Annotated in this window: 19 protein-coding genes; 18 read left to right on the top strand and 1 reads right to left on the bottom strand. The window is 50.8% G+C overall.

Annotation, left to right across the window (positions count from 1 at the left end):
- Positions 1–7: 7 nt before the first annotated feature.
- On the bottom strand, positions 8–835 hold the full coding sequence (locus ABC502_RS02935) for a methyltransferase domain-containing protein (RefSeq protein WP_345914829.1): 828 nt from the start codon (positions 833–835) through the stop codon (positions 8–10).
- Between the two features lie 271 nt (positions 836–1106).
- On the opposite strand from ABC502_RS02935, the gene trmJ reads away from it, so the two are divergent.
- The 18 genes from trmJ (at position 1107) to ABC502_RS02845 (ending at position 21662) form a co-directional block, all read left to right on the top strand.
- Positions 1107–1847 (top strand): tRNA (cytosine(32)/uridine(32)-2'-O)-methyltransferase TrmJ, encoded by a 741-nt coding sequence (gene trmJ / locus ABC502_RS02930; RefSeq protein ID WP_345914828.1) that lies wholly within the window; start codon positions 1107–1109, stop codon positions 1845–1847.
- 115 nt (positions 1848–1962) lie between these two features.
- Positions 1963–2445: a Fe-S cluster assembly transcriptional regulator IscR gene (gene iscR / locus ABC502_RS02925; protein WP_330086786.1), complete on the top strand. Its 483-nt coding sequence runs from the start codon at positions 1963–1965 to the stop codon at positions 2443–2445.
- A gap of 21 nt (positions 2446–2466) precedes the next feature.
- Positions 2467–3681: an IscS subfamily cysteine desulfurase gene (locus ABC502_RS02920; RefSeq protein ID WP_345914827.1), complete on the top strand. Its 1215-nt coding sequence runs from the start codon at positions 2467–2469 to the stop codon at positions 3679–3681.
- Positions 3682–3824: 143 nt separating this feature from the next.
- Entirely contained in the window at positions 3825–4955 is a 1131-nt protein-coding gene (locus tag ABC502_RS02915) for a porin (protein ID WP_345914826.1), read from the top strand.
- Positions 4956–4965: 10 nt separating this feature from the next.
- Positions 4966–5388: a phosphate ABC transporter substrate-binding protein gene (locus ABC502_RS02910; RefSeq protein WP_330086789.1), complete on the top strand. Its 423-nt coding sequence runs from the start codon at positions 4966–4968 to the stop codon at positions 5386–5388.
- An 18-nt stretch (positions 5389–5406) separates the two neighbouring features.
- Positions 5407–6495 carry a porin gene (locus ABC502_RS02905; RefSeq protein ID WP_330086790.1) on the top strand — a complete coding sequence of 363 codons (1089 nt, stop codon included), beginning with the start codon at positions 5407–5409 and terminating at the stop codon, positions 6493–6495.
- A 12-nt stretch (positions 6496–6507) separates the two neighbouring features.
- Positions 6508–6921, top strand: a complete 414-nt coding sequence (locus ABC502_RS02900) for a phosphate ABC transporter substrate-binding protein (RefSeq protein WP_330086791.1) — start codon at positions 6508–6510, stop codon at positions 6919–6921.
- Positions 6922–7072: 151 nt separating this feature from the next.
- Positions 7073–7504, top strand: coding sequence for a nucleoside-diphosphate kinase (gene ndk, locus ABC502_RS02895; RefSeq protein ID WP_330086792.1), 432 nt, complete (start codon positions 7073–7075; stop codon positions 7502–7504).
- 94 nt (positions 7505–7598) lie between these two features.
- Positions 7599–8726, top strand: a complete 1128-nt coding sequence (locus ABC502_RS02890) for a bifunctional tRNA (adenosine(37)-C2)-methyltransferase TrmG/ribosomal RNA large subunit methyltransferase RlmN (protein ID WP_345914825.1) — start codon at positions 7599–7601, stop codon at positions 8724–8726.
- A 23-nt stretch (positions 8727–8749) separates the two neighbouring features.
- Positions 8750–10489: a type IV pilus biogenesis/stability protein PilW gene (gene pilW, locus ABC502_RS02885; protein WP_345914824.1), complete on the top strand. Its 1740-nt coding sequence runs from the start codon at positions 8750–8752 to the stop codon at positions 10487–10489.
- Positions 10479–11363: a RodZ domain-containing protein gene (locus tag ABC502_RS02880; protein WP_345914823.1), complete on the top strand. Its 885-nt coding sequence runs from the start codon at positions 10479–10481 to the stop codon at positions 11361–11363. The genes pilW and ABC502_RS02880 overlap by 11 nt, the downstream gene beginning before the upstream one ends.
- Positions 11364–11366: 3 nt before the next feature.
- Positions 11367–12482: a flavodoxin-dependent (E)-4-hydroxy-3-methylbut-2-enyl-diphosphate synthase gene (ispG, locus tag ABC502_RS02875; protein WP_330086796.1), complete on the top strand. Its 1116-nt coding sequence runs from the start codon at positions 11367–11369 to the stop codon at positions 12480–12482.
- Positions 12483–12563: 81 nt separating this feature from the next.
- Positions 12564–13835 (top strand): histidine--tRNA ligase, encoded by a 1272-nt coding sequence (hisS, locus tag ABC502_RS02870; protein WP_330086797.1) that lies wholly within the window; start codon positions 12564–12566, stop codon positions 13833–13835.
- 21 nt (positions 13836–13856) lie between these two features.
- Positions 13857–14498 (top strand): tetratricopeptide repeat protein, encoded by a 642-nt coding sequence (locus ABC502_RS02865; RefSeq protein ID WP_330086798.1) that lies wholly within the window; start codon positions 13857–13859, stop codon positions 14496–14498.
- 11 nt (positions 14499–14509) lie between these two features.
- Positions 14510–15688, top strand: a complete 1179-nt coding sequence (gene bamB / locus ABC502_RS02860; RefSeq protein ID WP_330086799.1) for an outer membrane protein assembly factor BamB — start codon at positions 14510–14512, stop codon at positions 15686–15688.
- Positions 15689–15767: 79 nt separating this feature from the next.
- The gene (gene der, locus ABC502_RS02855) at positions 15768–17237 is read left to right on the top strand and encodes a ribosome biogenesis GTPase Der (RefSeq protein ID WP_345914821.1); all 1470 of its coding nucleotides are present in this window, start codon (positions 15768–15770) and stop codon (positions 17235–17237) included.
- A 147-nt stretch (positions 17238–17384) separates the two neighbouring features.
- Positions 17385–18527, top strand: a complete 1143-nt coding sequence (locus ABC502_RS02850) for an efflux RND transporter periplasmic adaptor subunit (protein WP_330086801.1) — start codon at positions 17385–17387, stop codon at positions 18525–18527.
- A gap of 3 nt (positions 18528–18530) precedes the next feature.
- Positions 18531–21662 carry an efflux RND transporter permease subunit gene (locus ABC502_RS02845; protein ID WP_345914820.1) on the top strand — a complete coding sequence of 1044 codons (3132 nt, stop codon included), beginning with the start codon at positions 18531–18533 and terminating at the stop codon, positions 21660–21662.
- The last annotated feature ends 2 nt before the right edge of the window (positions 21663–21664 follow it).

Genomic DNA, 21664 nt, shown 5'->3' with positions numbered 1-21664 from the left:
TGTCCGATTATTGCTGTTGAGGTTTACGAAATTTCAAAGTCATTCGGTCGCTTTCACCGATGGCCAGATAGCGATCTCTGTCTTGTTCGCCAAGACGCAGGCTTGGTGGCAGGGTCCAGACGCCGCGAGGGTGATCCGCTGTATCCTTTGGGTTGGCATTGATTTCACTGCTGGCTTCAAACACAAAGCCGGCTTGCTCGGCCAGCTCAATGGCCAGGCTTTGCGGGAAATAACCACTTCGCGTCCAGTCACTATCAAGCTGAGCTTCGGGTAAACGGTGTTCAACCACACCCAGGACTCCACCTGGTTTTAATGCCCGGTAAAAATGGTTGAAGGCAATGCGCATGGCATCGTCACCGCCTTGCATGTACCAGTTGTGCAGGTTGCGAAAGGTGAGTACCACATCGGCACTGCCATCCGGGGCAATCTGCACGTTATCACTGGCGGCAAATTCACTTAGCTCTACCTTGCTGTAAATGGGATGAGCAGCCATTTTTTGCTGAAAGCTGGCCAGCGTACGTTGGGCATACTCGGAACTGCTGTTGGCCGGAAAGTGAGCCGCGTACAATGTGCCCCGCTCGTGTAGCAGCGGGGCCAGGATTTCGGTGTACCAGCCGGCGCCGGGTGAGATTTCAACGACAGTACTGTCTGGCTGCACTTCGAAAAAAGCCAGGGTACTGACTGGATTGCGGTATTGATCGCGCAGGGTGTTGGCTGGGGTTCGGCTTGGGTGATCGACTGCTGCCTGGATAGCTGTTTCAGAAGCTGATAATGAGATGCTGAGCAGCAGGGCCAGTAAAGCCCAGCAGATAGATTTTTTTTGAGTAGGAGTCATGAGGTATCCTTTCAAGTCTTGTTGCGTTGTTGTTTACCCGGTGCGCCCATACCCCAATGGGCCGGACACCACGCACACCGCCTTGGGCCGTTAGTGTAGCAAAGGCCGGCAAAAAAAGCAGCGATTAACAGCGCTTTCAGCAACTGTTAAAATAGCAGCCCGGACTTCCATTGCTCTATCACTCGTAGCCACAGTGACCACCTGCTGGCGTAGATGCTGTCGTAGCGGAGACAGGCTGTGGTAGAATGCGCCTTGGCAAAAAAGGTATCTTATGCTCGAACACATTAAAATTGTACTGGTGGGAACCACCCATAGTGGCAACATTGGCTCTGTAGCCAGGGCGATGAAAACCATGGGCCTGAGCCGGCTTTGTTTGGTGCAGCCAAAAGCTGAACTGGATGGCCATGCGTATGCGCTGTCAGCCGGCGCCAGCGAGCTGTTAAGCCAGGCGGAGCAGTTTGATGCTTTAGGGCCAGCTGTGGCCGATTGTGGTTTAGTCGTAGGAGCCAGTGCTCGCTCCCGAACGTTGTCCTGGCCAATGCTGGAACCAAGGGCCTGTGCTGAGTTGGCGGTGAAAGAAGCTGCCACCCATTCGGTGGCTCTGGTATTTGGCCGGGAAAGCAGTGGCTTAAGCAATGATGAGTTGCAGTTGTGCAATTACCACGTCTGCATTCCGGCTAATCCTGAGTACAGCTCACTGAACCTGGCGATGGCTGTCCAGATTGTTGCTTACGAAGTGCGGGTTGCGGCTCTGGCTGCGCAAAGTCAGGTGGAAGCAAGTGATGATACGGCTTACCCCAGCTCAAGCCAAATGGAAAACTTTTATCAGCATCTGCAGCAAACATTGGATCAAACGGGATTTATTATTCGGCAACACCCAGGTCTGGTAATGACGAAGTTGCGACGCTTGTTCAATCGTGCCAGGCCGGAAGAGGCCGAGTACAATATTTTGCGGGGTATTTTGACCTCGGTACAAAAGCGCATTGGGAACACCGACCAGAACCAGCGTTAATGCTGTAGGAATACCTGACTAAGCTACTGGGTCTTATACTTGACTAAAATAGTCGGGAATGTACAATGTCAGCTATCAACGCAGAGGGTGATGGCATAGCCATTCGGGGGTTAGCATGAGATTGACATCAAAGGGACGCTACGCAGTAACTGCCATGCTTGATGTGGCTTTGCATCATAGCGGTGGGCCTGTGTCCTTGGCCGATATTTCTGAGCGGCAGGGCATTTCGCTGTCCTATCTGGAGCAGCTGTTTGCCCGTTTGCGCAAGCGTGGTCTAGTCAGCAGTGTGCGCGGGCCCGGAGGTGGTTACCAACTGGGACGTGAGGCTGCTAGCATTGCGGTGGCTGAAGTGATTAGTGCGGTTGATGAATCCATTGATGCGACTCGTTGCCAGGGAAAATCGGATTGCCAGAGCGGTGTGCGTTGCCTGACACACAGTTTGTGGAGTGATCTCAGTCAGCGTATTGAAGATTTTCTGGCCAGCATTTCGCTGGCCGAGCTGGTTGAGCAAAGTGATGTGCAAGGAGTGGCGCAACGCCAGGATAAGCCTGGTAAAGCATCCTCGGTAAACAGTATTGAAGTAAGTTGCCAGCTGTAGGCAGCCTAACCGGAGCCAACGATGAAGCTACCCATTTATTTGGATTATGCGGCAACAACCCCTGTTGATAAGCGGGTGGCTGACAAAATGATGCAGTATTTGACCATGGATGGCCAGTATGGCAATCCGGCATCACGTTCACACCGTTTTGGCTGGCAAGCAGAAGAAGCGGTTGAACTGGCCCGCAGTCAGGTTGCTGAGTTGGTCAATGCCGATCCGCGGGAAATTGTCTGGACTTCGGGTGCTACTGAATCCAATAACCTGGCTATTAAAGGGATCGCTGGTTTCTACCATAAGAAAGGCAAGCACTTAATTACCGTGAAAACCGAGCATAAAGCCGTGCTGGACACCATGCAAGCCTTGGAGCGGCAAGGTTACGAGGTCACTTATCTGGATGTGGCTGCGAACGGTATGCTGGATCTTGCGGCGCTGCAAGCGGCGATCCGGCCCGACACCATCTTGATCAGCGTGATGTTCGTGAACAATGAGATTGGTGTGATTCAGGATATTCCGGCTATCGGTGAGCTGTGCCGGGAAAAAGGCATCGTGTTCCATGTGGATGCCGCACAGGCTGCTGGTAAAGTGGCTATTGATTTGCAGCTGTTAAAAGTGGACCTGATGTCGTTTTCTGCCCATAAAGTGTATGGTCCGAAGGGGGTGGGAGCTCTGTACGTTCGGCGCAAGCCACGTATCTGGTTAGAAGCGCAAACCCATGGTGGTGGTCATGAGCGGGGCATGCGCTCTGGTACTCTGGCGACCCATCAACTGGTGGGTATGGGCGAAGCTTTTCGTATTGCCAAAGCAGAAATGGCGGCAGAGCGTCAGCGCTGTGATGCCTTGTGTCAGCAGTTGTTGCATGGTTTGAAAGATATTGAGCAGGTATTTTTAAATGGCGATGATGCTCCTCGTGTGCCGGGGATCAGCAACATCAGCTTTAACTATGTAGAAGGCGAGTCGTTGATTATGGCGTTAAAAGACATCGCCGTCTCATCAGGTTCGGCCTGTACTTCGGCCAGTCTGGAGCCTTCGTATGTGCTCAGGGCGCTTGGCCTGAGTGATGCACTGGCTCATAGCTCCATACGTTTTAGCATTGGCCGTTTTACTACCGAGGCAGATATCGCGCATACCGTTAAGGTTGTCAAAGAAGCCACAACCCGGCTAAGAGCAATGTCCCCACTCTGGGATATGTACCAAGATGGCCGCGATGTAAACTCAGTGGAGTGGCTTACTCAATAAGCACTTACTTAATTCCCTAAAAATGAGCCAGAGCATTGATTTGCTCTGGCTTTTTTGTTGCGTGGTCACTGGCATTTTCTCTGCGTTCAACTAGGCTAAAAAAGTTCCCCGTAAAAACCATTATTTTTTTCGGAGAGGAATCCATGAGAAAATCTTTGCTCGTAATCAGTGCTTTATCCCTTACCGTCAGCATGACCTGCCTGGCTGATATCCAAATCAATGGCTTTGCCTCCATCAAAGCGGGTACGTCCACTGGTAGTGACAAAACCCTGTATGGCTATACCGATACGATTGATTTTAAAAATGAAAGCTTATTTGCTATTCAGGTCCGCTCCGATCTGGGTGACAAGCTATCCGTCACCGCTCAGGTGATGGGACGTGGTAGTAATGATTTTGATGCCCGCTTTGAGTGGGCTTTTTTAACCTATGAGTTGACCGAAAGTATGCGGATTAATGCTGGCCGGTTGCGTACCCCTTTTTACCGGTATTCCGACTTTATGGATGTAGGGTTTGCCTACGATTGGCTGCGTGTACCTCAAGGCGTCTATGGTCTGGGCTTTAATAATCTTGAAGGGCTGTCGCTCTATCATACGGCGCATCTGGGGGAGTTTGATTCCACCTTGCAACTGTTGCTTGGCTCCTACAGTGGCGATATCAGTCTGGCTGGTAACCCAGCGAGTGCGGATATCAAAAACATTGCCGGTGTGACCTGGGAGCTGGAGCGAGGCTGGTGGTCGGTGCGCACTGCCTACTTAAGCGGGAAAGTCAGCATCGATGCCCCGGCACTTGCACCACTATTTACTGGGTTAACACAAGCCGGTTTACCTGGCCTGGTTGCTGCACTTGATTTTAATGACGATCAAAGTGAGTTTATTGGTCTCGGGATTACTCTGGATCAGGGCGATTGGGTACTGATTTCTGAGTACAATCGAATCAATGTTAAAAACTCTTTCTTTGCCAAGCGTGAAAATTACTACCTGTCATTGGGCTATCGCTTTGACAGCATCACCCCCTTTGTCTCCTTTGAGCGGGAAGATCACCGCAGCAAATCAGCAATATACCAGCCATATACCACTGTACTGCCGCCGCAATTATTACAACCCTTGATTGCCGTGGTGGAAAGTCAGTCGGTAGATACTAAAACCTGGAATCTTGGCTTGCGCTACGATTTCCATCCGGCAGCAGCATTGAAAGCACAGTACAGCAACGAAAAAAATACCCTCACCGACAACCGCAATGACGCTTTTGCTGTTGGTGTCGACATTGTGTTTTAAGGAGCGGACTATGAACTTTAGATGCATTTCTATAATGGTCGCCAGTCTGGCGCTTAGCGCATCAGTGCTGGCTGAGTCACTGGCTATTGTTGTTCACCCGGCAAATGCTACCGATTTAACCACAGAGGATGTATCAAGGCTTTATCTGGGGCGGGCCAGAACCTTCCCGAACGGTGAGTCGGCGGTGCCCATTAATCTGGCAGAAGGCATGTTGGCAAGGGAAAGTTTTGACCAACGTGCTTTAAGCCGCAGCTCTGCACAGCTCAAGGCTTATTGGTCAAAGCTGGTGTTTACCGGTAAAGGCACACCGCCACAAGAAGTGGATTCACACGAAGAGGTGCTGAAACTGGTGGCCACCAATCCCAGCATCATCGGCTATGTCCCTGCATCAGCAGCGGATGAACGGGTTCGTATTGCGATTCAACTTGATTAGTTGGCACAGGAGAGCACCATGAAGAAAACACTAATAGCCACTGCAACCGGGTTACTGCTGTTACAGCCGGTCGCTTATGCCAATGTTGATGTGTCTGGTTACGCTTCCGTGATTGGAGGACGGGTTTTAAGCGGAACTGGTGTGGAAAGTGAGGGCATTCCCCCTTCTTTTCTAGCGAATTATCCCTTGGTTGGTGTGTACGAGAAAGATTGGAGCTTTAAGCCCGACACCCGCTTTGGTTTGCAGTTCAGAGCGAATCTAACCGACGGTTTATCGGCTACTGCTCAGGTGGTTGCCAGGGGGGCCGATGACTTTGATGCCCGCTTTGAATGGGCTTATTTATCCTATGATTTGAATGATCACTGGACACTGCAAGCCGGTAAAAAACGCTTACCTTTGTATTATTACTCGGATTTTTTTGATGTGGGCTATGCCTATTTATGGATCCGACCGCCGGCTGATAATTACACCTGGCAAATTTTTAACTACACCGGCGTGAACGCCATGTTTAACTATTTTGTCGGTGATTGGGACATTAGCGGCAATATTTATACTGGCCGGGAGGATGATAGCCAGAATAAATTACTATCAGAATACTTTCCGCCAAGGCAACCTACCCGTGAGATCTGGAAAAACATAGTAGGTGGGGTGTTGAACCTGAATAGAGACTGGCTGGATATCCGCCTTACGTACATGACCTATATTAATGAACGTTACCGTACCATTGATGGCGTGGTTGAACGGGTGACCTGGGGAGATTCCTTAACAAGGCGCGGAAAATTTGCCGGGGTCTCAGTGAATATGGATTTTGGCAGCTGGATTTTTTTATCTGAGCTGAACCGGCTCGATCTGGATGGAGGGAAGTTTGACACCTATATGGTTTCTGCGGGGTATCGTATCAATCAGTTTACCCCGTACATTTCGTACGCCGATTTTGACAGTGCAAACGAAAAGCACAATACCACCAGCTTAGGGCTGCGCTGGGATTTTCACTCCAATGCCGCTTTTAAATTCCAATACGATGATGTCAAAGATAAAAGTGAACCATTCTGGGAGGTGGCAGGTGACAGCAAATCCATTACTTTTGGTGTGGATCTGGTCTTCTAAGGGGAGAATACTATGACATTATTAAAAGCGGTATGTGGCGCATTGATGCTGTTCTCGGGTGCCTTGTTTGCAGACATTGCGGTAATAGTGCATCCATCCAATAACGCCAGTGTTGATCAGGCTGAGTTGAATCGGCTGTTTCTGGGGCGGGGCAGCACCTTCAGTGATGGCAGTCGGGCCACGCCGATGAATTTGGCAGAAGGTTTACCAGCACGGGATAGTTTTGATACCAAGGTATTAAATCGCTCATCGGCTCAGTTAAAAGCCTACTGGTCCCGCTTGGTGTTTACCGGTAAAGGAACCCCTCCTGCTGAGCATCCTACTGCCGCAGCGATGAAAGCTGCAGTAGCTGCCGATCCATCGGCTATCGGTTATATTGCCGCTGCTGATGTGGATGATAGTGTAAAAGTGGTTGCTACTTTCTGAGTTGCATTCACGACATAACAAAGCTTCCAACACCGGAAGCTTTTTTTATGTCAGCAGAAAAGTTTTTTCTACGGAAAATAGGTTTTCTCTGCTGAATCACGTATAATTTCGCGCCTTTAAAATTTAACCCATTTACTCAAGGAGTCCTTTCATGGCCTTAGAACGTACTTTCTCTATTGTAAAGCCGGATGCTGTTGCTAAAAATCTGATCGGTGCTATTTACCAGCGCTTTGAAGCAGCAGGATTACGTATTGTGGCATCGAAAATGCTACACTTGAGCAAAGAGCAGGCAGAAGGTTTCTATGCCGAGCACAAAGAGCGTCCTTTCTTTGGCGCCCTGGTTGCATTTATGACCTCAGGCCCAGTGATGGTGCAAGTATTGGAAGGTGAAGATGCGGTGCGTAAAAACCGTGAAATCATGGGTGCAACCAATCCGAAAGATGCTTTAGCTGGAACTTTGCGTGCTGACTACGCCGATAGCATCGACGAAAATGCGGTTCATGGCTCAGATGCTGCCGAGTCTGCTGCTCGTGAAATCGCTTATTTCTTCACCGATGCAGAAGTCTGCTCACGTACCCGTTAATCGGTTAAAGCAGTACTGAATCAAGGGGGCCTGGCCCCCTTGTTGCGTCTTTGGTGAACACAGTAAACGCCATGGTTAGACAGGAATTGATAGCATGACAACATCCATTGCAAAAACAAATTTGCTGAATTTAACCCGCGAGCAAATGAAGTCGTTTTTTGCTGATTTGGGCGAAAAACCATTTCGTGCCGATCAGGTGATGAAATGGATCTATCATTACTGTGTCGATGATTTCGACAAAATGAGCAATGTGAACAAGGTGCTGCGGGAGAAATTAAAGCAGTGTGCTGAAATCCGTGCTCCGGAAGTAGCCAGTCGTCAGGACAGCAACGATGGAACCATTAAGTTTGTGATGCGGCTGGATGGTGGTCAGGAAGTCGAAACCGTTTGGATCCCGGAAAAGGATCGCCGTACGCTTTGTGTCTCCTCCCAGGTTGGTTGTGCGCTGGACTGCTCATTTTGCTCAACGGCTCAACAAGGCTTTAATCGTAACCTGACTGTGGCTGAAATCATTGGCCAGGTGTGGCGGGTTGGCCAGTTGATTGGCAGCTATGGTGATACCGGAGAAAAGCCGGTGACCAATGTGGTGATGATGGGCATGGGGGAGCCGTTGCTCAATATGAACAATGTAATCCCGGCGATGGAGCTGATGATGGAGGACTATGGCTTTGGTCTGTCCAAACGCCGTGTCACGCTGAGTACTTCAGGCGTTGTGCCTGCCTTGGATGCCATGCTGGGGAAAATTGATGTGGCTCTGGCTATCTCACTGCACGCCCCCAATAATCAGCTGCGTAACGAGTTGGTACCGGTCAATAAGAAATACCCGATGGAAGATTTTCTGGCCTCATCCCGGCGTTATGTAGAGTGGTCCAAGGCCAATGATAAAGTCACGGTAGAATATGTGATGCTGGAAGGCATTAACGACAGCATGGAGCAGGCCCATGAGTTGGCTCATGCGTTGCGGGATACACCGGCTAAGATCAATCTGATTCCCTTTAATCCTTACCCAGGCTCTCCTTATGCACGATCGAGCAATTCACGCATTGATCGTTTTAATAAAGTCTTGCAACAACATGGTTTTACCGTCATGGTACGTAAAACCAGAGGCGATGATATTGATGCCGCTTGTGGGCAGTTGGTCGGTGATGTAGTTGATCGCACCAAGCGCCTGTTGAAAAAACAAATGAAAGGGCAATCAATTTCCGTCAGAATGACATCGTAAGGGCTTTGCTCAGGGTAAAAGTTATGCAGAAACTGTCGGTTAGCATGTTCGTTGTGAGTGCATTGGTATTATCAGCTTGTGTATCTGAGAGTACTTATGTCGGCTCAGAGCGACCCGTGCAGCAACGACAGGTTGATAACACCGAAGCCGCACGAACCCGAATGTCGCTGGGCCTTAATTACTTGCAGCGCGGAGAAAATGCCCAGGCAATCTTCAATCTGGAGCGTGCCAGGATCCTGGCGCCTAACCTGCCTGAAGTTTACAATGCGCTTGCTTACTACTATCAAAGCGTAAATGAGGCAGAACAAGCAGAGGCTGCTTACAAACAGGCTTTGGCACGTGATGCCGATAACCCGGATACCTACAACAATTACGGTGCTTTTTTGTGCCAACAAGAAAAGTACGATGAGGCGGAAGTACTCTTGCTAACGGCCATTCGTCGGCCGGGTTATATACGCGTTTCGGAAAGTTATGAAAATCTGGCGTTATGTCAGTTGCAGCAAAATAATTTCAGTCGTGCGCAACACTATCTGGAGTCTGCTGTACTCCACAGTAGTAACCGCATCAGTAGCTTGCTAAACCTGGCCGCGCTCGATTACGCCATGGGAAGGCATCAACGCGCCCGTCAGCATCTTACCCGCATTCAGCGTCTTGGTCATGTTTCGGCCGATACGGCGTTATTGAGTTTTCTACTGGCCGATAAAGAATTGGACAGTGAAACACAAAAGAATGCCCGTGAGCTGTTGTTGCAGGTTTATCCGGATAGCCGGGCTGCCCGTTTACTTCGCGAGGGGCGGGTACAGGATACTGAGTTTGAACAGCTCCGTGAGCGATACAAGACCTACCTGCTGTCATCGGTAGAAATACCTGCTGCTGTGGTTGCAGAAGCGCCGGTGTCGCAGCCTCAGATCCGTATTGTACGGCGTGAGCAAACGGCAACTCAGGCTACAGAGGGGGCATCGTCAGTGTCTCTGTCACCGCAAGCCGCTGCGTCTTCTGTTGCTGTCACAAGCAACGAAACCAGTCTGATTGCTGATTCTTTATCGTCATTTTCGGGCACTCAGCCAAGGGTTACAGAACCATCGGTGTCCAGGCTGCAACCTGAGCCGCAACCCGATGTGCTATCGGAGATGTCTTCCATGCAGCATTCGATAGCTGAAACCGCAGCCTTTGAGCTCACAAGTTTAACCCGATCGTTGCAGCTGTTTGAGCCATCAGAAGCTCTGAGTGATGCCACGATACCAGCAAAAGAAAACGAGAGTGCGCCAGCCATTAATGGGCATGACCCAGTCAATGAACTCCTTGCCAGGTCTGCTGTCCATGACTCGGAGCCAAAAGATCTCCACAGTCTGCCAACAGCACAGCGGGACGACGACCAAGCGATGCCAGAGCACTCATCTGACGAAGTGGCGTATCATTTAGTGCAACAAGGTGAGTCGCTGTTTGCTATTTCCATGCAGTATAATATTCGGCTGGAAAAGCTGCAGTTATGGAACCAACTGTCGCCGGCAGCTACCATTCGAACTGGTCAGAAAATTTGGCTGGCAGAACCTGCGCCAGCGCCGGTGACGGAGGTTGTTGCTGTGGAGCGGCCGGATTTTCATGTGGTAGAGCGCGGAGATACACTTTTTAGTATCTCAATGCATTACAATGTGCGCCTTGCCCAGTTATTGCATTGGAATAATTTGACTAAGGAAAGTCGGGTTTACGTAGGACAACACATCTATTTGATAAACCCGGCTGATCTCAACCATGACAACTGAAAGCACCTCAACAGAAGTACAACAGGTCCGGGCAGGTGAGTTATTACGCCTGGCTCGTGAGCGCAAGCAATGGTCAGTGAAAGAAGCTGCCAGTCAGCTGAACCTTAAACTGTCGCTGATCGAAAGCATGGAGAGGGATCAATACGACGCCAATCTGCTGCCAACCTTTATTCGGGGCTACTTACGCTCTTACGCCAGGCTACTGAAGATTTCCGAGCAGGATGTGTTAAGTGCGTACGAGCGTCATCATGGTGGGCAACAAGCCGAAACCAGAGCTATGCACAGCTTTTCAAACCGTACCGAAAAAGAGGCGACTGAAAATCGTTTTATGCTGCTCACTTATCTGGTGGGAGCTGTGCTGATTGGGCTGCTGTTGCTTTGGTGGTGGCAAACTCATTGGCTGAGTGATGAGGTAACAGCCAACACGTCATCCGTCAGCACAGCAGCGCAACTTTCAGAGTTAACATTCAGTGAAGCCGATACCGGGCCTGAGCAGGGAGAATATCAGGAGTCCATGCTTGACACCGGGCCTGAGGATGATGAAGTCTTTGCTCCTGAAAGTAGCTCTGAAGTGCCGGCAGAGGCGAGTATGATGGCCACGCAGCCGGTCGCTGAGACTGTGCTGTCGAGCAATCAGTTAACGATGCGTTTTGCCGATGATTGCTGGATTGATGTGGTGGATGATAATGGCTCCAGAGTAGCCTTTGGTACCAAGCGGGCAGGTTATCTGATGCAGGTACAAGGCAAAGCGCCTTTTACTGTGACTTTAGGGAACCCTACCGTGGTTGAGATAGAGCTCGATCATGAGCCTGTTGATTTGTCCGGTTTTGCCAGTGGCCGGGTTGCGAAATTTTCCGTTCCGATACAAGAATAAATTATGTTTGCAGAAAATCCGATTAAGCGTCGTAAAAGTACCCAAATTCATGTTGGTTCTGTTGCTGTGGGGGGAGATGCTCCTATTGCTGTTCAGTCGATGACCAATACCAAAACCACCGATGTGGCCGCAACTGTAGCGCAGATTAATGCGATTGCGGCTGCCGGGGCTGATATTGTCCGGGTGTCTGTACCGACGATGGAAGCCGCAGAAGCATTTCGATTGATTAAACAGCAATCCCCCATCCCGTTGATTGCGGATATTCATTTTGATTACCGCATTGCGTTGAAGGTAGCAGAGTACGGTGTGGATTGTCTGCGGATTAATCCAGGCAATATTGGCCGGGAAGATCGGATCCGGGCTGTGGTAGATTGTGCCAGAGATCACAATATTCCTATTCGTATTGGTGTTAATGGCGGCTCTTTGGAAGCGGATATTCAGCAAAAATACGGTGAGCCTACTGCTGCGGCTTTGGTGGAATCAGCCATGCGCCATGTTGATATCCTGGACCGGTTGAACTTTGAACAGTTTAAGGTCAGTGTCAAAGCATCGGATGTGTTTCTGGCTGTCGGTGCCTACCGCTTGCTGGCCCAGCAGATAAAACAGCCCCTGCATTTGGGAATCACTGAAGCTGGTGGTGCCCGTGCCGGAGCCGTGAAATCAGCAATTGGTCTTGGTATGCTGTTGTCTGAGGGCATCGGTGACACCTTGCGTGTGTCGTTAGCCGCCGATCCGGTGGAAGAAGTAAAAGTAGGTTTTGATATTTTAAAATCATTGCGGATCCGCTCACGGGGCATTAATTTCATTGCCTGTCCCAGTTGTTCACGGCAGGAATTCGATGTGATCAAAACCATGAATGAGCTGGAGCAACGGCTGGAAGATGTGGTAGAGCCGTTGACGGTGTCTGTCATTGGTTGTGTGGTCAATGGCCCGGGAGAAGCCCTGGTATCCGATCTGGCCGTAGCCGGTGCCAATCGAATGAGTGGCTTTTACATCAATGGTGAGCGGCAGAAGCTGCGATTGCACAATGCACATATCGCAGAGCAATTGGAACAGCAGGTGCGGGATTATTTGTTGCGAAAGCAGCAGCAGATCGCGGTCACGCAGTTGGAACAGTGAGAAAGCTTCGGGAAAGCTTGGTGTTTGCTGCTGAAGCTCCTATAATCGCCTCTATTTTTTAGTCAATCCGAGTGGAAGATTGTGTCGAAACAAGTACAAGCCATTCGTGGCATGAATGATTGTCTGCCGCAAGATAGTGGACTATGGCAGTATCTGGAGCAATTGCTACGCCAGACTGTGACCAGTTATGGGTATCAGGAAATCCGTTTTCCTATCGTCGAAATGACGGAGCTGTTTAAACGCTCCATCGGTGAAGTGACCGATATTGTCGAAAAAGAAATGTATACCTTTAGCGACCGAAATGGCGATAGTCTGACGTTACGGCCTGAAGGGACTGCTTGTTGTGTTCGGGCTGGTAACGAGCATGGACTGCTGTATAACCAAGAACAGCGTCTTTGGTACATGGGCCCGATGTTTCGGCATGAGCGGCCACAAAAAGGCCGTTACCGGCAGTTTCATCAGTTTGGTCTGGAGTCTTTTGGTGTAGCAACGGCAGATATGGATGCGGAAGTGATCCTGCTCAGCGCCAGACTTTGGCAGCAGCTTGGCTTAACGCAGCATGTGCGCTTGCAGCTCAATACACTGGGTAGCCCGGAAGCACGGCAACGTTATCGGACAGCACTGGTGGATTATTTATCCGGACATCTGGAATTGCTGGATGAGGACAGTAAGCGTCGTCTGCACAGCAATCCATTGCGCATTCTGGATAGTAAAAATCCTGCACTTGCAGAGCTGTTGGCGGCAGCTCCAAAGCTGGCTGACTATCTGGATTCGGAGTCGGTCGAACATTTTGCTGAAGTACAACAACGATTGACTGCGGCTGGTGTGCGTTATGAGCTGAATCCACGACTGGTGCGGGGGCTGGATTATTACAACAAAACTGTGTTTGAATGGGTAACGGATAGTCTAGGAGCACAAGGCACTGTCTGTGCTGGTGGGCGCTACGATGGCCTGGTTGAGCAGTTAGGAGGGAAATCCTGTCCTGCCGTCGGGTTTGCTCTGGGTATTGAACGACTGGTATTGTTGCTGCAAACACTGGATTTGGCGCCAGTCGCACCAGCGCAAGCCGACTGGTATTTGATGGCAACCGATCCGGCTACGGAACTTGCTATGGTTCCGATTGCCGAACAGCTACGCACCGCTTTTCCACAGCGACGCATTATGCAGCATTGTGGTGGTGGAGCCATGAAAAAACAATTTAAGAAAGCAGATAAATCAGGGGCTGAGCTGGCTTTAGTGCTTGGCAGTGATGAGCTGGCTTCAAACAGCATTACCCTTAAGTGGCTGCGGCAAGAGCGGCCACAGCAACGTATTGCGCTAACCGAGCTGGTTGGCTTTTTGCAAACGATTTAGCGAAAGAATAACGGAGCAGTTATGGACGTTTACAGCAGTGAAGAACAACAGGTTGAAGCTATCAAGCGATTTTGGAAAGAGTACGGCATGACCATTGTAGCTGGTACCATCCTGGGCTTGGGCGGGCTTTATGGCTTTCGCTATTATCAAGGACAGCAATTGAGTCAGGCGGAGCAGGCGTCGGCAGGCTTTGAGCAATTGTTGGTCGCACAAGAGCAGCAAACGGAAGCCTGGTATGATGATGCAGAGCGTTACATTAGCAACCATGAAAAGACGGCCTATGCTACTTTTGCTGCAATGTTGAAGGCCCGTGATGCTGTGCTGTCGGGAGATTACAGTCTTGCCGAGCAACAACTGGCCTGGGTGATCACGCAGACCGGAGACCCGGTTATTGATGCTATTGCCAGGCTGCGTTTAGCGCGGGTTCATCTGCAGCAACAGCAATACAGCCAGGCACTGGCTCAGTTACAAACGGCCATGCCAGAGAGCTTCCAACTGCAACAGCAAGAGTTAAAGGGAGATATCTTCCTGGCTCAGGGCGATGCGTCAGCCGCAAAGCAAGCCTACCAGTTGGCGAAAAGTACGGTTGGTGCTGAAGCCAACCAACTGCTGAAAATCAAGCTGGATGAATTGGCTCATATCCAAGTCGAGGGCATGCTGTGAATTGTATTTCGATGCGGACTCTTTGTGTCCTGACCGTGCTGTTGACATTGGTTGCAGGTTGTTCATCCAAAAAAGAAAAGTTGGTTTTGCCGGCTGTCACCAACCAGTTTCAACCTGTGCTGCTGTGGGATCATACTGCAGCAGATGGTGTACAGCATTTTGATTCGAGTTTGCGGCCGCTGATATTGGATGGCAAGTTGTTCGCGGCAAGCCGGACCGGTGTGATCACAGCGTTTGAACTGGAAACCGGTAACCGAGTATGGACTTACGATACCCGTAGCGACAGCGTGATTGGGTTTTGGCGCTTACTGGCATACCGTTCGAAAGACACCGCTCGGGTATCCGGAGGCTTGTCACACGGCTTTGGCCATCTGTTGTTTGGTACCGAAAACGGGGAAGTTATTGCCCTTGATCCGGCAACAGGAGAGCGGCGCTGGTTAAGTAAAGTGCCTGGTGAAGTGCTGGCTGCCCCTGCGGCCGGAGATGGCATGATTGTGGTCAACACAGGCTCCGGAACGATCGTCGCACTGAATCCGGCCGACGGCTCCCGTCGTTGGGCGTACGAGCAAGAGTTGCCGGCTCTAACCATTCGTGGTGTTGCCGAGCCGGTGATCGTGCCAGGTGGGGTGGTGTTTGGTTCTGGCGCAGGCAAAGTGGGTGTGTTGATTTCTGAGCATGGTTTACCAGCCTGGGAAGAAGTGGTGGCAACCCCGCAAGGCGCCACTGATCTGGCCCGCCTGGTAGATGTGGATGCCAGACCCATTGTTGTGGGCAACACCATTTATGCCATTGCATACAACGGCGAACTGTTGGCGATGGAACTTAACTCAGGGCGCACTCTGTGGAAACGTGACTATGCCAGCTTCCGCAATATGGCACTGGCTGATACGGTGTTGTATATCGTAGACTCTGTTGGCCGTGTCTATGCAGTGGATCGCCGTAATGGCCAGGAGCTGTGGTCACAGAATGCACTGGAGCGTCATTTCCTGACTGCACCAACCATTTTTGGCGATTATCTGGTGTTTGGTGACAGCAAAGGTTACTTGCACTGGTTGGATCGGCGCACTGGCGATATGGTAGCGCGCCATCAATTCCATCGTTCAGGTTTTTATGTGGCACCTGTAACCAACGGGAATTATTTGGTGCTGCAAAGTCGCAATGGCGAGCTGGTGGTATTGCAGCAACCCTAAAGCAGTACCAAACCGAATGTTATGCGTTAAGCTATAACAGGCTCTAGTGAGCCTGTTATTTTTATTTTGAGGTGAGCTCATGTTACCGGTCGTCGCTCTGGTTGGTCGTGCCAATGTTGGTAAATCAACCTTATTCAATCGTTTAACCCGTACGCGGGATGCGCTGGTCGCTGACTTTCCTGGTCTGACCCGTGATCGGAAATACGGCTCTGTCGAGTTCGAAGAATTGTCCTTTATCGTGGTGGACACCGGCGGTATCGATGGCGATGCCGAAGGCATCGAAGTGGAAATGGCTGATCAATCGCTGCGGGCGATTGACGAGGCTGATGTGGTGCTTTTTATGCTGGATGCAAGAGCTGGCCTTACTGCCGGGGATATTGGCATTGCGGATTATTTGCGTAAAGCACAAAAACAGGTATTTCTGGTTGCTAATAAAACCGATGGTCTGGATGCCGACAGTGCCATTGCTGAGTTTTACAGCCTGGGCCTGGGCCAGGTCTGGCCGATTGCAGCAGCCCATGGTCGTGGTTTATCGGTGCTATTAAACGAAGCGTTACGCCCACTGCTTGAGTTGCCTGAAGCGCCTGAGCAGGATGAAACTGAACTGGCCGATCCAGTGTCAGACGATGAGCAGTTGGCGGCTGAAGCCGAGGCGTTGGAAGACAAGCCAATCAAGCTGGCCATTATTGGTCGGCCTAATGTTGGTAAATCCACCCTGACCAACCGGATCCTGGGCGAGGAGCGGGTGGTGGTGTTCGACATGCCAGGTACCACCCGTGACTCCATCTATATTCCGATGCAGCGCAACGAGCGTGATTATATTTTGATTGATACGGCCGGGGTGCGGCGGCGCGGTAAGATTGACGATAAAGTCGAAAAGTTTTCGGTGATTAAAACATTGCAGGCCATTGAAGAGGCCAATGTGGTACTGCTGGTACTGGATGCCCGTCAGGGTATTGCGGATCAAGATCTTAGTTTGCTGGGCTTTGCACTTAATGCCGGGCGCTCGCTAGTAATTGCGGTGAATAAATGGGATGGCTTAAACGAAGGCGTTAAGGATGAAGTGAAGCGTGAGCTGGATCGCCGGCTTGGTTTTATTGATTTTGCCCGTTTGCATTTTATCTCAGCCTTGCATGGTTCGGGGGTGGGTAACCTGTTTGAGTCGGTAGAAGAAGCCTACCAATCGGCCACCAAGCGGATCAATACCTCCATTTTGACCCAGATTATGAAAATGGCGCAGGATGATCACCAGCCGCCTCTGGTGAATGGCCGCCGTGTCAAGCTCAAGTATGCCCATGCCGGAGGGTATAACCCACCGATCGTAGTGATCCATGGCAATCAGGTCAGTGCCTTGCCAGATTCCTACAAACGTTATCTGATGAACTACTACCGCAAAGCTTTGCAAATCATGGGTACGCCTATTCGCATAGAGTTCCGTGAAGGCGATAATCCTTTTGCGACAGAGAAAAAGCGGGTCAGTATGACGCCGAATCAGCAATACAAACGGGATCGGTTGCTCAAAGCCCGGCAGAAGCTGAAAAAAAGCTAGCATTTTTTCCCACCAGACTTTGTTGCAACTCAGGCAGTTGCAACAAAGTGTTTCAGTCTACATAAAAGTTAACACTTCTTAATTATCCCCACCCGGCTGCATCTGCTACTTTAAAGGGTAATTTTTGCTCGAATAAAGGAAGCTATGATGAGCGCTTGGTTGAAAGCTGCCATTGCGGTGGGTGTGTTGTTGCTTGGCATTTTTGTGGTCGTGGCTATTGTCAGTACGGCTCCAAAGTCTCTTGAAGCCGATACCAGCAGGGCGCAAGCACCTTTGGTGCATACTCAGACTTTGCAACCCCGGGCACATCGCTTTGAAGTTCGGGTCTTTGGCGAAGTGCAACCCAAAGAAAAAACCCGTTTAACCCCCGAAGTCTCTGGTCGCGTTATTCGCATTCACCCCAATTTTGTTGCTGGTGGCGTCATAGCCAAAGGGGAAGTCATGGCGCAACTGGATGCTGCCGATTACCAGGCTGCCATGCTGTCAGCAGAGGCTGCTGTGGCAGCCGCCCATGCGGCACTGGAGCAGGAAAAAGCCCTGGCGCGGGTAGCTGAACAGGAGCTGCGCCATCTATCGCCTGGAGAGGTTTCAGCCCTGGGGCTGCGCAAGCCACAGTTGCATAGCGCGGAAGCGGGAGTGAAATCAGCGCTGGCAGCGTTACAAAAAGCCCAGCGTGACTTGGAGCGGACTCAAATTGTTGCTCCTTACGATGCATTGGTGATTAATCGCAGTGTTGGTTTGGGGCAGGTTGTGTCGGCAGCCACGGCTCTGGGTGAAATTTACAGTGTGGAACAGGCTGAAATCCACGTGCCTATTGCTGGCTTTGACACACGTTTTTTACCTCAGCCGGTGGCAGGTATACCTGCCCAGGTGCAGTTTGATGGTCATTATCGTCAGGCAGAGGTGGTGCGTGATTTGGGGGTGATCCATGGTCAAACCAGGATGGGCCATCTGGTGGTAGAAGTGGAAAATCCGTACAGCCTGAATCTTGATCAGCCGATGCTGCGCTTTGGCCAGTACGTTGAGGTCATACTAGCTGGTCGCACGCAGCAGGATGTGTTTGAAGTGCCGCAGGATGCGGTGCAAAACCAACATGTTTGGCTGCTGAACGAAGACAGTACCTTGCGGCGTCAACCCATCCAAGTCGTGCGGCAGGAAGGCAAAAGTGTGCTGATTGAGCAAGGCCTGCAAGCCGGTGACAAGCTGGTGTTGCTGGCTCCCAGTTTTCCTCAGCCAGGCATGCAGGTGCGCACTGAAAGCGATGGCAGCGAACTGGCGAAGGTGGAGTAAGGCATGGACCACATCGATCCGAAAAGAGGCATTATTTCCTGGTTCGCCAACAATCCGGTAGCTGCCAATCTGATGATGGTGTTTATTCTGGTGATGGGTTTTGTCACCTACAACAGCATTCAACGGCAGATGTTTCCGCAAGTGGAAGTGAACTATGTTCATATTAACACCACTTTTCGCGGTGCAGCACCACAGGAAATTGAAGAAGGGATCCTGATTAAGATTGAAGAAGCCTTGCAGGATATTGAAGGCATTAAACGCGTGCGCAGCTTTGCCTGGCGTGGTGGTGGCCGTCTAAGTATTGAGCTGGAGGTCGGTGAAGATATCAGCAGTCGTTTGGATCAAATCAAGCTGCGGGTCGACTCCATCGGCACTTTCCCGGCTGGTATGGAGCCCTTAACGATTTATCAGCTCGAGTGGCGTCAGCAGGCGGTTGAGTTGGTATTGACCGGCAGTGAGGACTCGCTGGAGTTAAAAGCCATGGGTCGGGAGATCCAAAACGAACTGTTATTGCTGGAACAAATCAACTTTGTCAACTTTAACACCATGCCAGCCTGGGAAGTGGCAGTGGAAATCGCGCCGGAAACACTGCAACGCTATAACCTCAGTTTGCAGGATGTGAGCCGCGCCATTCGTAACTACTCCGATAATTTGTCGGCCGGTATGATCCGCAGTGAATCCGGCATGATCACTATCCGCTCGGAGCAACGCGCTTACCGGGCAGATGAGTTTGCCCGTATTCCGGTTATTCTGGGCCCTCAGGGAGAGCGGGTCTTGCTCGGCGATATTGCCAGCATTCATGATGGCTTTGAAGAGCGGGTTAACTACATGCGCAGCAATGGCCGTAATGCGGCCTTTTTACAGGTAGAAGCATCCAGCACCCAATCCTTACCGGATGTTGCCCGCAGTGTGCATCAATATCTGGCCTATAAAAATGAGCAGTTGCCGGATGGTTATCAGTTGGATGCGCTGGTCGATATGACCTATTACCTGAATGGCCGCCTGAATATGATGTGGAGCAATCTGTTGCAAGGCTCGGTGTTGGTGTTTTTGATGCTGATGCTGTTCTTGCGGGTAAAAGTGGCGTTCTGGGTGATGCTGGGCCTACCCATTGCTTTCTTAGGCGCCATTTGGATGATGCCATTTGCTGGCGTTACCATCAACATCGTTACCTTGTTTGCCTTTATCATGGTGCTGGGGATCGTGGTGGATGATGCTATTGTGATAGGGGAGAGCGCCTATCACGAAACAGAGCAAAAGGGCCACAGTGTCGATAATATTGTGCGTGGTGCCCGGCGGGTTGCCACACCGGCCACCTTCGGTGTCTTGACCACCATAGCGGTGTTTGCTCCCTTTATGTTTGCCCAGGGCATGGAGTCGAACGAGTTTCGAAATATCTCCATTGTGGTGGTGCTTTGTCTGATTTTCAGTCTGATTGAGTCCAAACTGATTTTACCGGCGCATTTGGCGCACAGTAAAATCAAACCTTTGGCTAAAGAACACTGGCGCAGCCGTTTCCAGCAAAACTTCCAGCAGTTTATTGAGCAGCGTTACCAGCCATTTTTACAGCGCTGCATCAATCAACGCTATGCAACGCTGGCAGCCTTTTTGGTCTTATTGATGGCCAGCATTGCCTTGATGGCTTCTAATCATCTGCGGGTGGTGATGATGCCACCGGTGCCACACGATTACCCAACCATTAGTTTTGAGATGCATCAAAATGCCTCTGAGCAGCAAACGCTGGAAAGCCTGCTGGCGATTGAAGCCATGATTTACCAGCAGGAAGAGCGGGTACGGGATGAAACCGGTCAGCCATTAATCAGTGATGTGTTTGCCTTTTTAAACAGTCAAACCAGTGGCCAGGTAGTGGTGACGCTGGTGGCTGAAGATGATCGGCCATTCAACGCCTTCACCTTATCCAGACGCTGGCGTGAAGCTATGCCGGAATTGCCCGGTGTCCGTTTGATCCGGGTGCAGGATGATGTGATGAGTATGGGCGGGCAAAATAATCTGGAGTATCGTTTGTTTGGCCGTGATATTGATCAACTGAACCAGGCAGGCCTTGCCCTGATTGCTGATCTGGCCAAAATTCCCGGTGTGTTTGATTTAAGTTCTACTATTGACTCTGCCGGCAAAGAATTGAATTTACAGCTAAAACCGGTAGCGTACCAGTTGGGGTTAACACCGGCCGATGTAGCCAGCCAGGTAGGTTCCGGCTTTTATGGCCTGGAAGCACAGCGGATGATCCGTGATGGTGACGAAGTACGGGTGATGGTGCGTTACCCACGTTTGCAACGTGAGCAAATCGGCGCGCTGGATTACAGCAAGGTTCGGTTGCCATCCGGAGAGTTCGTACTCTTGGGTGATGTCGCCGAGCTGGTGGAAGCGCCAGGCATTTCCCGTATTAATCGGGAAAATGGTTTCCGTACTGTGCGGGTATCCGCCAATGTCGATCAGGCTCAGGTCACCACCTCTGAAGTAGTGCGGCTGGTTCGCGCTGAAGTGATGCCGGAACTGCTGGAGCGTTTCCCTGGGGTGCGTACCGAGCTGGGTGGTCAGATTGAAGAGCAGCAACGTCAGCGTGATCAGATGTTCCTGTACATGATTGCTGGCTTACTGATGGTCTATATCCTGCTGGCCATTCCGCTGAAAAGCTACAGTCAGCCATTGATTGTGATGTCAGTGATCCCGTTCGGCATGATAGGTGCTGTACTGGCGCACTTTGTGCTGGGTATGGATCTGTCGCTGTTTTCTTTCTTTGGCATGATTGCGGCTGCCGGGGTGGTGATCAACGACAGCCTGGTACTCACTGATTACGTCAACCAGTCGCGACGGGAAGGCTTATCGGTGGCCGACTCGGTGATGCGGGCTGGTAAAATGCGTTTTCGGGCTATTTTACTGACCTCCCTGACCACCTTCTTTGGTCTGGTACCGATTATGTTTGAAACCAGCCTGCAGGCACAGTTTGTCATTCCGATGGCGGTGTCCTTAAGCTTTGCGGTGCTCTTTGCTACCTTAATCACCCTGGTGCTGGTACCTTGCCTGTACTTAATTCTGGAAGATGTGAAACGCCCCTTCAGGGCACTAAAGCGACGCTTGTTTGGGACTCCTGCGGTCGGCGCAGCAGGTCAGTAACG

This window comes from Alkalimonas sp. NCh-2 (assembly GCF_039631345.1).
Taxonomy (GTDB): domain Bacteria; phylum Pseudomonadota; class Gammaproteobacteria; order Enterobacterales; family Alteromonadaceae; genus Alkalimonas; species Alkalimonas mucilaginosa.
This window is presented reverse-complemented; position numbering and strand designations above follow the sequence as displayed.

Coding starts and splice junctions, on each gene's coding strand:
- ABC502_RS02935 (WP_345914829.1), bottom strand. CDS start 835: ATGACTCCTACTCAAAAAAAATCTATCTGCTGGGCTTTACTGGCCCTG.
- trmJ (WP_345914828.1), top strand. CDS start 1,107: ATGCTCGAACACATTAAAATTGTACTGGTGGGAACCACCCATAGTGGC.
- iscR (WP_330086786.1), top strand. CDS start 1,963: ATGAGATTGACATCAAAGGGACGCTACGCAGTAACTGCCATGCTTGAT.
- ABC502_RS02920 (WP_345914827.1), top strand. CDS start 2,467: ATGAAGCTACCCATTTATTTGGATTATGCGGCAACAACCCCTGTTGAT.
- ABC502_RS02915 (WP_345914826.1), top strand. CDS start 3,825: ATGAGAAAATCTTTGCTCGTAATCAGTGCTTTATCCCTTACCGTCAGC.
- ABC502_RS02910 (WP_330086789.1), top strand. CDS start 4,966: ATGAACTTTAGATGCATTTCTATAATGGTCGCCAGTCTGGCGCTTAGC.
- ABC502_RS02905 (WP_330086790.1), top strand. CDS start 5,407: ATGAAGAAAACACTAATAGCCACTGCAACCGGGTTACTGCTGTTACAG.
- ABC502_RS02900 (WP_330086791.1), top strand. CDS start 6,508: ATGACATTATTAAAAGCGGTATGTGGCGCATTGATGCTGTTCTCGGGT.
- ndk (WP_330086792.1), top strand. CDS start 7,073: ATGGCCTTAGAACGTACTTTCTCTATTGTAAAGCCGGATGCTGTTGCT.
- ABC502_RS02890 (WP_345914825.1), top strand. CDS start 7,599: ATGACAACATCCATTGCAAAAACAAATTTGCTGAATTTAACCCGCGAG.
- pilW (WP_345914824.1), top strand. CDS start 8,750: ATGCAGAAACTGTCGGTTAGCATGTTCGTTGTGAGTGCATTGGTATTA.
- ABC502_RS02880 (WP_345914823.1), top strand. CDS start 10,479: ATGACAACTGAAAGCACCTCAACAGAAGTACAACAGGTCCGGGCAGGT.
- ispG (WP_330086796.1), top strand. CDS start 11,367: ATGTTTGCAGAAAATCCGATTAAGCGTCGTAAAAGTACCCAAATTCAT.
- ABC502_RS02865 (WP_330086798.1), top strand. CDS start 13,857: ATGGACGTTTACAGCAGTGAAGAACAACAGGTTGAAGCTATCAAGCGA.
- bamB (WP_330086799.1), top strand. CDS start 14,510: ATGCGGACTCTTTGTGTCCTGACCGTGCTGTTGACATTGGTTGCAGGT.
- der (WP_345914821.1), top strand. CDS start 15,768: ATGTTACCGGTCGTCGCTCTGGTTGGTCGTGCCAATGTTGGTAAATCA.
- ABC502_RS02850 (WP_330086801.1), top strand. CDS start 17,385: ATGAGCGCTTGGTTGAAAGCTGCCATTGCGGTGGGTGTGTTGTTGCTT.
- ABC502_RS02845 (WP_345914820.1), top strand. CDS start 18,531: ATGGACCACATCGATCCGAAAAGAGGCATTATTTCCTGGTTCGCCAAC.